The 12,950-nt window shown below is 46.8% G+C and carries 9 protein-coding genes; 2 read left to right on the top strand and 7 right to left on the bottom strand.

Features of this window, described 5'->3' with window-relative positions:
* Positions 1-21: 21 nt before the first annotated feature.
* From G5A70_RS03750 to G5A70_RS03730, 5 genes are all read right to left on the bottom strand, one after another.
* Positions 22-1,290 carry a M18 family aminopeptidase gene (locus G5A70_RS03750; protein ID WP_173748172.1) on the bottom strand — a complete coding sequence of 423 codons (1,269 nt, stop codon included), beginning with the start codon at positions 1,288-1,290 and terminating at the stop codon, positions 22-24.
* A 55-nt stretch (positions 1,291-1,345) separates the two neighbouring features.
* Positions 1,346-2,752, bottom strand: a complete 1,407-nt coding sequence (locus G5A70_RS03745; RefSeq protein WP_173748170.1) for an APC family permease — start codon at positions 2,750-2,752, stop codon at positions 1,346-1,348.
* Positions 2,753-2,897: 145 nt separating this feature from the next.
* On the bottom strand, positions 2,898-5,186 hold the full coding sequence (locus G5A70_RS03740; protein WP_173748168.1) for a xanthine dehydrogenase family protein molybdopterin-binding subunit: 2,289 nt from the start codon (positions 5,184-5,186) through the stop codon (positions 2,898-2,900).
* Positions 5,183-5,653: a (2Fe-2S)-binding protein gene (locus G5A70_RS03735; RefSeq protein WP_173748166.1), complete on the bottom strand. Its 471-nt coding sequence runs from the start codon at positions 5,651-5,653 to the stop codon at positions 5,183-5,185. The genes G5A70_RS03740 and G5A70_RS03735 overlap by 4 nt, the downstream gene beginning before the upstream one ends.
* Positions 5,643-6,464, bottom strand: coding sequence for an FAD binding domain-containing protein (locus G5A70_RS03730; protein ID WP_173748165.1), 822 nt, complete (start codon positions 6,462-6,464; stop codon positions 5,643-5,645). Before G5A70_RS03730 ends, G5A70_RS03735 begins: the two co-directional genes overlap by 11 nt.
* Positions 6,465-6,622: 158 nt before the next feature.
* Here G5A70_RS03730 and G5A70_RS03725 point away from each other — a divergent pair, with 158 nt between their 5' ends.
* Entirely contained in the window at positions 6,623-7,993 is a 1,371-nt protein-coding gene (locus G5A70_RS03725; RefSeq protein ID WP_173748163.1) for an MATE family efflux transporter, read from the top strand.
* A gap of 98 nt (positions 7,994-8,091) precedes the next feature.
* Positions 8,092-8,742 (top strand): SH3 domain-containing protein, encoded by a 651-nt coding sequence (locus G5A70_RS03720; protein ID WP_173748161.1) that lies wholly within the window; start codon positions 8,092-8,094, stop codon positions 8,740-8,742.
* A 117-nt stretch (positions 8,743-8,859) separates the two neighbouring features.
* Here the strand turns inward: G5A70_RS03720 and asnA are convergent, their stop codons facing one another.
* On the bottom strand, positions 8,860-9,867 hold the full coding sequence (gene asnA / locus G5A70_RS03715; RefSeq protein ID WP_173748159.1) for an aspartate--ammonia ligase: 1,008 nt from the start codon (positions 9,865-9,867) through the stop codon (positions 8,860-8,862).
* A 100-nt stretch (positions 9,868-9,967) separates the two neighbouring features.
* Entirely contained in the window at positions 9,968-12,862 is a 2,895-nt protein-coding gene (locus tag G5A70_RS03710; RefSeq protein WP_173748157.1) for a glycosyl hydrolase 115 family protein, read from the bottom strand.
* Between the last annotated feature and the right edge of the window lie 88 nt (positions 12,863-12,950).

Here is a 12,950-nt window from a genome sequence, read left to right as displayed (position 1 = left end):
TTTTCGTCTCTCTTTAATTTTTTATGCAAATAATTTCTCTGCCACCTGAATCAGATATTCCGTGTCTTTCACCCCTACTGTTTCATAAGGAGAGTGCATAGCAAGCTGCGGCAAGCCAATATCTACTGCATTCAATGCCACTTTCGTGTTAGAAATATTTCCCAGTGTGGAACCGCCCAAAATATCAGAACGGTTGGTAAAGGTCTGACAGGGAACTTCCGCCTGCTGGCACAAATCCTTAAACATGGCTGCTGAAACGCCGTCTGTGCAGTATTTCTGGTTTGCGCTGTACTTGATAACAATACCTTCGTTTAAGTACGGGCGGTTTACCGGGTCCGCCTTTTCTGTATAATTTGGATGAACTGCATGGGCATTGTCCGCAGATACCATAAAGCTGCCTGCCAGATATCTGAGGTAATCCTCATAATCCCCTCCCAGAGCCCGGTTAACGCGCACCAGCACATCATACAGGAAGGTAGACGCTGCCCCCTGCTTCGTACCGCTTCCTACTTCCTCATTGTCCAGTACACAGTGTACCCCCATATATTCCTGCTTCTCTCCTGCCAGGAATCCCTTTAAGGAAGAAAAGGCACACTGCAAATCATCCAGTCGTCCTATGGAAACATATTCCTCATTTGCTCCCCAGATACTTCCCTTTTCTCTGTTATACAGGAACAAATCATGTCCCAGAATATCCTCTGCTTTTACACCCGCTGCTTCGGCTACCGTCTTCATAAACGTATCCTTTGCCGCAATATCACCGAAAAGAGGCAGTAAATCCTTCTGTGCATTGTACTTGTATCCATCATTCACTTCCCGGTTCATGTGAATCGCCAGGTTTGGAATCATAAGTAAATCTCTGTCTACGTCTACCAGTTTTGTCACCAGTTTTCCGTTTTCTTTCACAATAATACGTCCTGCCACAGACAACGGTCTGTCAAACCATGGGGCGCAAATCATACCGCCATACCGCTCCACATTCAGCTTTACATACTTGTTGTCCACAGTCATTTCCGGATTTTCTTTCATTTTAAAGCTGGGAGAATCGCTGTGACTTGCCATAATGCGGAAGCCTTTCATCTCTCCTTCGGGTACAGCCAGGGCAATGAGCGAAGAGTCATTTCTGGTAACAAAATATTTTCCACCCTTTTGTACTGTCCATTTATCCGTTTCCTTTAATTCCACATAGCCTGCCTTTTCCAGTTCTTCCTTCATGACCGCTACTGCATGAAAGCAGGTCGGGCTTTTCTCAATAAACTGAATCAATTCTTTTGCTGTTTCTTTATACATCTTTCTACCTCCTGAAACACAGCAGGGGACTGCTGCCGCAATCCCCCTGTAATTTTTATTTATTTGTACGTTTTGCAATAACCGGCATAATAAAGCCCAGTCCGATAAGTACGAACGGTGTTACAATATTCAGTACCAGCTGGAAGGTATCTTCGGAATAGATACCCAGAATACATGCGATTGCTGTAAAGGCAAAGCACCATACACCAAAGACAATACCGACTGTCTTATTCTTTACAAAGCGGTATTCTGCATGGAATTTGTCTCCCGCTTTCTTCAGAGCAATGTATGCGGCAAATACCCACAGATAACGCAGAGGCATACATACAGAGTTTACTTTTACCAGCCATTTTACCAGTACGTCTACGCTTTCAATACCAAAAGCCGGAACGACAATGAGAATGGATACAATCACGGTAACCATTTTGTGTCCGTTTGTATAAGTACCGTATTTATTCTGTTTGAACAGAGCCTTTGGAATATATCTTTCATCTGCGCTGTCCAGAAGCATACGAAGAGGCGCATCAATAGACAGAATCAAAACTGCAAACTGTCCGATTAAGTTTGTAATGGCATATACCACTACAAAGAAATCGCCTACATGATAATATTCGCCCAGAGTCTGGAATGCATAATAAGCACCGTTTGTCATCAGGTCTTCCGGAATGTTGTTGGAATCGAACATCATGCCCAGGGCAATGGTTCCCAGAACAGCACACACAGTAACCATAATGGCCAGGGTAATCATACCTTTTGAGAAATCCTTAGAAGGATTTTTCATCTTGTTTACATAAGGTGAAATCTTCTCACATCCGCCTACGGCAAATACCAGAATAGACAGGTTTAAGAAGAACTTGCTGTCAAAGGTCGGCATAAAGGTTTTGATGGACCAGTCAATATTTCTGACATCTGCCCCTGTAATAGCCGGTGCTGCAATCATCATCACGATAAACAGCAGAGACATAACAAACATGGTAGAACCTGCTAAAGAAGTAAGTTTCTTCAGTACTCCGATACCTCTTGATGCTACCCATACTGCAAACAGGAACAATACCAGACAGATAACAGCCAGAACTCTGACGTTCATCTGGCTGACTCTGGCATCTCTGAAAATAGCCCAGCTTGCCGCAATAACAGAACCATTCGGCTTCTGTGAAATATAAGGCATATGCACAATCCAGTAAGTCCATCCTGCCAGATAAGCCATTCTCGGTCCGATTGTTTCCAGAATCCATGAGCTGACACCGCCGCCGGCATCTTTAAATGCGCTTCCCATTTCGCCTACCATTAACGCATATGGTACAAAATACACCGCAAAAATAAGTGCCCATGAAACGATTGCTTTTAAGCCGCCGTATTCAGAAAACCCATTTATGACATTTCCGAATCCCCACACAGTGGAAAAGGCCATAAAAGCAAGACTGTACCACATAATCTTCTTTTCACTTTCGTGGTTACTCATCACTTTTTCTCCTTAACTATGATTTTTTTGACGCTTTGTGATTATACTCAAAAAAGCGTCTAATTATAGTCAAATTTTAACTGCCATTCGGCATTTTTCACTTTCTGCTTCTTTCTCACTCCGTATTTTTCGGCATTTTCACGCTTTAACACTTTGCATTTTCAGCTAACGCCATGGCAATTTTTTCCGGTTTTATGGGCATTTCCTGTACGCGGACACCTACGGCATGATACACAGCGTTGGCAATGGCCGGACAAGGGGTGTTGATAACGATTTCTCCGATAGACTTTGCGCCAAAGGGGTGGGATTTCTCATAACTCGGGGCAAAATCCACCCGGATTTTCCGAATATCCGTACGACTGGGAATCTTATACTGCATAAAGGAATTGTTCCGCAGCTGTCCCTTTTCATTATATTGGATATCCTCGTACAAGGCCATACCGATTCCCTGAGCCAGACCACCCTCGGTCTGCACTCTTGCCAGATTTGGATTAATCGGGGTTCCGCAATCCACCACTGCCACATAGTCCAGTAGTTCCACACTTCCGGTTTCCTTATCCACTTCCACTTCTGCCATACCTACCATAAAAGGCGGCGGGGAAATTTTAGAAGAATGGTTCACTGTCACATGGAGAGATTCATTGTTTCCGCAGGTTCCCCTTACGGCAATGTCCTGCAGAGAGACTTCTCTTCCCCCATCCAGTGCATAAACTCTCTTTCCGTCAAAATCCACATCTTTTGCTGCCAATTCCAGCATTTCCGCTCCCAGCCCCTTAATTTTTTCTCTCAACTGTCCGCAGGCATCTGACACAGCCATTCCCGTTACATAAGTGGTTGCAGAAGCATAGGAACCTGAATCATAGGGAGAAATATCCGTATCCACACCAAACACTACAATATTTTCCAGTTCCGTTTCCAACACATCTGCTGCCATCTGGGCCAAAATCGTATCACAGCCGGTTCCCATATCCGTAGCGCCAAGACTCAGCGTATAGGAGCCGTCCTCCCCCAGCTTGATGGTTGCGCCGCCTACATCCACGCCTGCAATGGCAGAACCCTGCATGGCCAGAGCAACCCCTACACCGCGGACTTTTCCATTGCCCATATCCCGGCGGGGATATTTTTCGTCCCATCCCATCATGGCTTTTGCCTTTTCCATACATTGATCCAGCGTACAGCTGGTTACCCATGGACTTCCGTCGTATCCGATAAATTTTCCGCCTTCTTTTGACATATTGATTTCCCGGAAACGCACGGGATCCATATTCATCTGCTCTGCCAGTTCATCCACGGCCGATTCCACAGCAAAGATTCCCTGGGTCGCCCCGTAACCCCGGTAAGCGCCTGCAGACATATGGTTCGTATACACCACGTCATAAGCAAAACGGTATGCTTCTGTATTTCCGTACATGCCAAGAGGCTTGTGCCCGGACAGCCCTACCGTTGTAGGACCGTGCTCTCCATACGCACCGGTATTGGATAACGTATAAATATCAATAGCTTTTAAAATCCCCTGCTCATCAGCGCCCAGACGCACAGACACTTCCATTTCATGACGAGGGGAAGAACAAATCTGGGACTCATATCTGGAAAAAATCATTTTTGCCGGACGTTTTGTTTTCAAGGTTACAAGAGCCGGATACACTTCTGCTACCGAAGTCTGCTTGGCTCCGAAGCCTCCGCCGATTCTGGGCTTAATAACTCTTACATTAGAAGCGCCGATACCCAGGGCACGTCCCAAAATTCTCCGGATATGAAAAGGTACCTGGGTGGAAGCCACCACATTCAGTCTGCCGAAATAATCCAGATACGTATAGGCGCGGAAAGTCTCCATCATGGCCTGCTGATTGGCTTTTGTATGATAGGTTTTCTCCACCACATATTTACATTCTTTTAGCACAGCATCCACATCTCCCAGCGTTTCCACCTTAGATGCACAGAGATTCCTCTTATTGTCCGCCCCCACAGGCACCTTGGATTCCCAGTTTTCTTCCGGGTGCAGCAGCACCGGATTATCTTTCGCCTTATGAAAATCCAGTACGGGCTCCAGAAGTTCATAGCGCACTTTGATGATTTTCATGGCCTTGTCTACTGCTTTTTCTGTTTCACCTGCCACAATGGCCACCGCATCTCCCACAAACCGGATATGACGGTCCAGAATTAGACGGTCATAAGGGCTCAGTTCGGGATAAGTCTGTCCGGCAAAGGTAAATCTCTCCTGAGGCACGTCTTCATAAGTAAGAATACAGGCAATGCCCGGCACTTTTTTTGCCGCATCCGTGCGGATTTCTTCAATCATGGCATGGGCATGGGGACTTCTTAAAACCTTTACAATCAGACAGTCCTTTGGAGCCAGATCATCGGTATACACCGGTTGTCCCGTTACCAGAGCCTCTGCGTCTTTCTTTTTCACAGGCTGATTTACATAACTCATTTCTGCGCGCCTCCTTCCTTTTTATACTGCAAAAACTTCAAAATACTTCTGGTCTGTCCCATAAAGCCGGAGCAGCGGCACAGATTTCCTGCCAGATATTCGTGAATCTCTTCCTCAGAAGGGTCTTCCAGTTCTTTCAGCATGGCAAACACATTCATAATAAAACCGGGATTGCAAAAGCCGCACTGTTCTGCGCCCTCCCCTGCAAGAAAATCCCCAAATTCTTTCGCTTCTTCCTGCATGCCTTCCAGCGTTACCACATGCTTTCCTTCTGCTCTTGCTGCCAGCATACTGCAGGAAAGAACCGGCCTTTCTTCCATTAATACCGTACACAGCCCACAGTTTGCCGTCTCACAGCCGCGCTTTACGCTATAGCAGCCTAAACTCCGCAGCACATCTAAAAGCAGCGCATCCGGCTCTGCCTGTATCTGTGTTTTTTCGCCATTCAGCCAGAATTTAATTTCCATTGTCCATACCTCCTGCTGCCAACAGCGCCCGTTTCACCAAAACGCCCACCAGATGGCTTCTGTATTCCTTAGAAGCGCGCATATTGCCTCCTGTTTTCACCCTTTCCTTTGCATACTGTGCAAAAGAAACTGCAGCCTGCTCCTGCGCTTTTAAATCTTTGCTGCAAAAATCTTTTAAAATCCCCTGTTCATCCTGAACCAGTCCGGCTCTTTGGGGACAGGCCCCCACAACTGCCCGTGCTTCCCCGTCTGCAAAAAGTCCCACACAGCAAGTCAGCACCGGGAAATCCGTACTGCTGTTTCGCTGGCTGAGATAAACCGTTTTTATCGGTCTTTTCTTCACAATCACCCGCACCAGAATATCTCTGTCCGGCTTTTTCTTTGCGAAATCTTCCAAAGGCACAATTCCGCCTTTATACAGTTCCACGTAAGAATCCATAGCCAGGAACATGGTCAGCACATCAGAAAATCCATATCTGCCAAAAATGCTGCCCCCCACAGTGGCACAGTTGCGAAACTGCACTCCCACAATATGGCGCAGACTCTCTTTCACGGCTCCCTGTGTGTACCCATCCAGCCCTTTATGGGTTTCCAGGGTTCTCAAAGATGTCATGGCTCCGATACGGAACTCCTCTTCTGTTTCTTCTATCATATCCAGGTCCAGTCCGGACAGGTCAATGGCTGTACTGATATTGCGGTTTCCCATTTTCAGCCAGACCATACCGCCAAGTACGCAGGCGGTTTTCTTCTGATTTAACAGATATGCCTCTTCCAGGTCTTTTACCTTTACATACTCTTTAATCTTTAACATTGGTTTTCCTCTCTGATTTTACATTTAACTCCAGTATAATACAGAGATTTTAGAAGTGGCAAGTATTTTCTCTTTCCTTTTTGCGAAAGTCGTATTAAAATGAATACAGTCTATGTCTGTTTTTTGCAGATACAGAGGAAAAGAAGGAGATTTTGAACATGTCACATACTACTGATTTGGGAAAAGACAGAATTCCCATTCTGGTTCTGAAACTGGCCATTCCCTCCATGATTGCCCAGTTTGTTACGGTTTTGTACAGCATTATTGACCGTATGTTTATCGGAAATATTCCGAAAATCGGGGACGCTGCGCTGGCCGGCGTAGGGGTCTGCGGCCCTATTGTCACTTTACTGACTTCTTTTGGCACGCTCATTGGCCTGGGCGGTTCTATCCTCATGGCCATGCGCATGGGTGCCGGAAGGAAAAAACAGGCGGAGTCCATACTGGCTCACAGCTTCGCCCTGCTGGTGGTTTTTTCTGCGGTGCTGACCGTACTGTTTCTGGTCAGTAAACGGTATTTGCTAAACTGGTTCGGGGCAAGCCCTGCAACCTTTCCCTATGCTGACTCCTACCTGACGATTTATACGGCAGGAACCTTTTTTGCCCTGCTGGCCATCGGGCTGAATTATTTTATTACCTGCCAGGGCTTTCCGGCCATAGGCATGATAACCGTTCTTATCGGAGCCGTTACCAATATCATTCTGGATCCGGTTTTTATCTTCGTTCTGGATATGAAAGTTGCCGGAGCAGCCATTGCCACCGTTATCGCGCAGTTTGCCTCCTGCGCCTTTGCTTTTTGTTTCCTCACAGGGAAGAAAATTCCCATAAAGATTACGCGGCTTCGGAAGAAGACATTTTCTCCCCTGATTGTGAAAAAAATTATTGGTCTGGGAATTTCCCCGTTTCTGATTCTGGCTACGGACAGCGTGATTATCATTGTACTGAATACCGTTCTTCAGAAATACGGCGGCCCTAAAGAGGGCGATATTCTCATTACCTGCGCCACCATTGTCCAAAGCTACATGATGCTGATTACCGGTCCCATGCTGGGAATTTCCAGCGGCACCCAGGCCATTTTAAGCTACAATTACGGAGCCAGAAACATAAAACGTGTAAAGAAAGCGGAAAAATATGTCTTAATTCTCTGCCTGTGCTTTACCACGCTGATGTTCCTGCTTTCCAGAATCGTGCCGGAATACTTTATACGGATTTTCACCAAAGATGCCCTGCAGCTGCAGCTTTGCACTTGGGGAATCGGTGTTTTCACCCTGATGATTATCCCCCTCAGCTTCCAGTACGTCTTTGTGGATGGGTTTACCGCTCTTGGAAGAAGCAAAACAGCCCTGGTACTTTCCCTCTGGCGAAAGGGAGATTACATGCTTTTTACCATTGTACTTCCCATCTTCTTTGGAGCCAAAAGCGCCTTTTATGCCCAGCCTCTTGCAGACGGTATCGGCGCTGTCATGTCCACCATTGCGTTTCTGTTGATTTTTCGGAAACATCTGGAAAAACGGGAAGCACAGCCTTGAGTGTTTCTCTTTTCCTTGCGTCATAATTTTGTTATTTGACTGATATATTATTTTGCTGTATATTATTTTCAAATTCTACCAAACAGGAGGTCTTGTTTATGGCAAAACAGTTCTCAAAAAAATATGCCCTGCTGCTTTTCACCATGGGATTTCTCTTTTTGTCCGCCTGCGGCAAGGATAAAGAGGCCCAGGAGGAAGCGGAGCTGGATGCAGTATCCGCTTCTGTAAGCGGTACATTAACCAGCTTCACGGGCTCTGAACTTTCTCTGAAAACAGATAAGGGAGAAAAACTGACTTTTGACAACTGCTCTGACGCCAGCCTGGAACTGGAAAACGGCATTATTCCCGGCAACAGCGTTACCATTGTCTATGTGGGCGCAGTAACCGACGGGGATGCCAGCAAGGCAAAGGTACGGAAAATTATCTCTACAGATGACAATTCCGGTGTCCTGAACCTGGCTGAAAAGGCAGAGGAAAACCTGACCGGTATCAGCGGCTCTGCTATTACCAGCGAAGACGAAGGACAGGACGAACCGGCAAGCGGCGTATCCGTAGAACAGACCAGCGGCACCGGCACCATTGTCAGCAGTGTAAACGTCCGGGCCGATGCGCAGAGCGGTTCTGAAATTCTGGGACAGTTAGACGGAGGAGCTTCTGTAAGAGTTACGGGTATCTGCGAGAATGGCTGGTATCGGATTATTTATGAAAATCAGACAGGATATGTATGGCAGGATTACATTTCCTATTGATGTTGTATGAACATTTCTAAAACTATAAAAAGGACATGATACGAAATGCATATTCTAATTCTTTATGCATTTCATATCATGTCCTTTGTCCTTTCGTACCTTCTTTATGTTCTTCTTTTAAAGAATTTCGATTCCCGCCTTTTCACAGGCTTTCAATGTCTCTTCATCCCAAAGAGAGGCCTGCACCTCTCCCACATGGGCTTTTTTCAGAAGCAGCATACAAATCCGGGACTGTCCGATACCGCCGCCAATGGTCAGAGGCAGTTTTCCCTCCAGCAGCATTTTGTGGAAAGGAAGATTTCTTCTGTCATCACAGCCTGCTTTGGTAAGCTGCTCATCCAGGGCTTTTTCGTCCACACGAATTCCCATGGAAGAAATCTCCAGCGCACACTGCAGAGGTTCGTGCCAGAAGAGAATATCACAATTTAATTTCCAGTCGTCATAATCCGGCGCTCTTCCGTCATGTTTCTGCCCTGAGGCCAGCACATCTCCAATCTGCATAATGCACACGGTTTTATGCTCTTTTGTATAGGCGTTTTCCCTTTCCTTTGGTGTGAAATCAGGGTATAAATCTTCCAGTTCCTGTGTGGTAATAAAAGAAACTTCTCTGGAAAGCTCTGTGTCCAAATGCTCATACTGGTATTTAATTTCATCCAGGGCATTACAGATGGCACCCACAATACGATTCACTGTATTTTTCAAGTACTCCAGATTCCGGTCTTCTCTGGTAATGATTTTTTCCCAGTCCCACTGGTCTACATAAACAGAATGCAGATTATCCAGTTCTTCATCCCTGCGTACTGCGTTCATGTCGGTGAGAAGTCCCTTACCTACATGAAAATCGTAACGGTACAGCGCCATACGTTTCCATTTCGCCAGAGAATGTACCACCTGTGCATTTACTCCTGCGTCCGGAATATCAAAGGTAACCGGGCGTTCCACGCCATTTAAGTCATCGTTCAGACCAGAAGCCGGGTCTACAAACAGCGGCGCAGTCACCCTCTTTAATTTCAGTGCCATACACAGCTTTTTCTGCATAAGATTTTTAATGGCACCGATTGCTTCCTGCGTTTCGTATCTGGATAAACAGGACTGATAATTTTCCGGTATGATTACTTTTCCCATGTGCTTTCCTCCTGTAAGATTTTACGTTTTTATAGTATTAAAATACTATGCTTAGTTTAATACAAAAATCAGGAGATGTAAATATGGAATTTTTCCATAATTACTTTTCTGTCCCCAGATAGCTGTCCTCCATTTCCGCATCTCCTTCCAGCACCACAAGCCTTTCCAGCACAATCCCCGCTTCCCCCGCGTACACGGTAATACGGTTGAGGCCTTCTTGTAATGAAATTTCCATCTCTGCCACATGCTCCTGGTTCAGCACAGCGCGCTCCCAGGCAGCGCAGTCGTTATCTCCGCCTTTATACCTGCTGTCTGTAAGCACAAGTCTTTGTATCTCGCCGGCATTGCAGGAAACGCCCACTCGCAGCTCTCCTCCGTACACCAGCGGATTAGCCGGAGATGTAAAAAGGCGCAGCCTGCCTTTCCCTGCTCTCCTGCTCCAAAGCTCATAGGTCAGAGAAGGCGCGTGCAAATCTCCATCAAAGGCAGCTGTCACAGGAAATACCTTCATACCGCTTCCATATTTCCCAAAATCCGTCAGCAAACCATATTCAGCGGCTTCGCCCTTATAGTCCCCGGCCTTTTTCTCCGCATAATTTACCGCGTCTATGGCAAAAATCCCTTTCCTGCTTATGGCTGTATGCCCAGGCAGAGCAGGCAGTTCCTCTCTTTTCGCCCTTACACACACCGGAACCTTTTCTTCCCCTGCCACCACATAAAAAGTACAAGTCTTTTCCTCGCCAGACAGTTTTTCCCTGTCCACAGTCAGGAGAACACAGTCCTGTAAAGCTGTTTTTCCCTCTTTTTCAGAAAACAAAAGCCAGTCGCAGGTTTCTTTTATTTCCCAGCAGATTTCCCCCTGTCCTCCATTGGCAATCTCCAGTCCCACTTCTTTGCTGTTCTCCTCCAGAAAATCCTCAATAACCAGAGGAGTGGGAAAATACTGATTGGTAAAATGTGCTTCTTCATCCCAGCGGGATACCACCAGTCTGGGTGTCTGGGGCAGGCGCAGGACGTGGCGCACCGGATATCTCCAGTCCTCACTGTTCCAGTTGGTAAACCCGATGTGCAGCGCCATTTCCATACCTGCCCATTTTCCTTCTGCAAATGCGGCCATCTCCTGTGCCAGCGCTTCATCCCGCTCTATGCACTGCTCCATTTTCTCTCCCATCAGATTGGCAATGGCTTTTCCCTGACGCGCATAAAGATGGTTAAATCCTGCATATAAATGCATCTGCAGCAAATTCGCAGAAGCCGCCGCCGGATAGTAAACCATACTGTAATAAGCCGCTTCACAGCTTCTTCCTTTCAGCGCTTCTCTCAGCCTTTCATTGGTTTCCTCTAATTCCTCACACCGTCTCCGCATACGGCTGCCTTCCCGGTAATGTACCGGATGATAGACTTCACTGCTGCAGGATTCCGGACGGCGCAGATGATTCAGCCGGATATATTCCTCCACCACATTTTTTATGCTGTTTCGTTCTTCAGGAGAGGTTTCCGGGCCAAACTGCTGCTGAATCCATTTTTCCGTATAGGCCTTAGGGCTTTCCGGATGGGCGCTGCCCCAGGTATCAAAGTCATAGGCCATTTCCATAAAATAGTTCAGCGGGTATTCCTGAAACTTCAAATCTCCCACATTGACAATCCAGAGTTCCCGGACGCCATATGCATAGGCCTCTGTCATCTGCTCCCAGATTTTTGTAAGAGGCACTGACGCCACCCACTCATAGGAAACCGGACCGCCATGGTAATCCAGATGATAATACATGCCAAAGCCGCCCTTGCGGCTTCTCTCCTCCTCTTTTGGCAGAGCGCGCATATTGCCGAAATTATCTTCGCAGAGCAGCAAAGTAACACCCTCCAATTCTTCAAAGTGTTCCAGTCCTTCTGCCTGGTTGTCCCCGAAATAATAATCTTCCACTTCCTTATACACAGCAAAGAGCTGTGGAATCTCTTCTTCCTCCTGCAGAGATTCCCGAATCAGAGTTCTCTGGTCCGTCAGAATGTCCTTCAGCACCCGGATATTGTCCGCCACAGAAGCCTCTCCCATCATCTTGCTGTCTCTTTCTCCTCTCATGCCAATGGTGGGAAATACATGATGTCCCCTGCTGCGCAGAAGCCCGTCTTTCCAGTATTCCAAAAGCCCTTCCCGGTTACTTAGATAACTCCAGTCCCTGCCGTATTTCTCTCCTTTTACCATGTCCCATTCCTCACTGGAACGCATACACGGCTCATGGTGGGACATGCCGATATAAATTCCATAGGAATCTGCCAGTTCCATAGACTGCATTCCCGGCCCGTCCACCAGGAAAGAAGACGTCCACATGGCCGGCCACAGGTAATTTCCCTTCATGCGCAGAAGATATTCAAACACCTTGTCATACATCTCTGCTGTAAAGCCGCCGAAATGCGAAAACGTCCAATTCCCAAAACAGGGCCATTCATCGTTAATAAAAAATCCTCTGTATTTCACAGACGGCTCTTTGGAAATCCGAGGTTGTTCCGGCACTGACAGACACAACTGCTTTTCCTTATTCTGTAATTTCTCTTCGTCTTCTGTACTGCATAAAAATACTTTTTCATAAGAAGGGGCTTTCACATCTCCCCAGTAATGGCAGGGAGACACTCCCAAAATCTCTGACAGATGAAACAGCCCGTATATGGTTCCCAGGCGGTCACTTCCATATATGACCAGACAATTTTCTATGCCCAGAACCGGCCTGTCTGCGAGAAAAAAGCCATATACCTCTCGCTTTCCTCTGACCTTTGCCAGGGCAGGAAACTGCTTCTCCAGCCATAGGGAAACCTCCCCTTTGTCTGCAGAAAGCGCAAGAATCCCCTGCTCATAGAGCCCTCTCTCCCCTGTAACCAGCGGACAGCAGCCAGCCACCGTTTCCACATCTTTTGCCACCTTCTCTGCAATTCTTACAATTCCCTTCTCCTTTTCAGCCGGAATACAAAAAACCATTTCTTTTTCTCTGGAAAATTCTACCATGCTCCTACATCCTCCCGTATACAGAAAGAGGGCCGCGCATAACCCTCAAGTTCTCCTGATTCTTATGCGGCAGCCCCTTACTCTGCGT

Source organism: Blautia hansenii (genome assembly GCF_013304445.1).
Taxonomy (GTDB): Bacteria; Bacillota; Clostridia; order Lachnospirales; family Lachnospiraceae; genus Blautia.
The sequence above is the reverse complement of the archived record's forward strand: the minus strand, read 5'-3'. Positions and strand labels throughout refer to the sequence as shown.

Excerpts from the sequence above, each read along its gene's own strand:
- asnA (WP_173748159.1), bottom strand. The coding sequence starts at position 9,867 with ATGGGAAAAGTAATCATACCGGAAAATTATCAGTCCTGTTTATCCAGA.
- G5A70_RS03720 (WP_173748161.1), top strand. The coding sequence starts at position 8,092 with ATGGCAAAACAGTTCTCAAAAAAATATGCCCTGCTGCTTTTCACCATG.
- G5A70_RS03750 (WP_173748172.1), bottom strand. The coding sequence starts at position 1,290 with ATGTATAAAGAAACAGCAAAAGAATTGATTCAGTTTATTGAGAAAAGC.
- G5A70_RS03710 (WP_173748157.1), bottom strand. The coding sequence starts at position 12,862 with ATGGTAGAATTTTCCAGAGAAAAAGAAATGGTTTTTTGTATTCCGGCT.
- G5A70_RS03730 (WP_173748165.1), bottom strand. The coding sequence starts at position 6,464 with ATGTTAAAGATTAAAGAGTATGTAAAGGTAAAAGACCTGGAAGAGGCA.
- G5A70_RS03735 (WP_173748166.1), bottom strand. The coding sequence starts at position 5,653 with ATGGAAATTAAATTCTGGCTGAATGGCGAAAAAACACAGATACAGGCA.
- G5A70_RS03740 (WP_173748168.1), bottom strand. The coding sequence starts at position 5,186 with ATGAGTTATGTAAATCAGCCTGTGAAAAAGAAAGACGCAGAGGCTCTG.
- G5A70_RS03745 (WP_173748170.1), bottom strand. The coding sequence starts at position 2,752 with ATGAGTAACCACGAAAGTGAAAAGAAGATTATGTGGTACAGTCTTGCT.
- G5A70_RS03725 (WP_173748163.1), top strand. The coding sequence starts at position 6,623 with ATGTCACATACTACTGATTTGGGAAAAGACAGAATTCCCATTCTGGTT.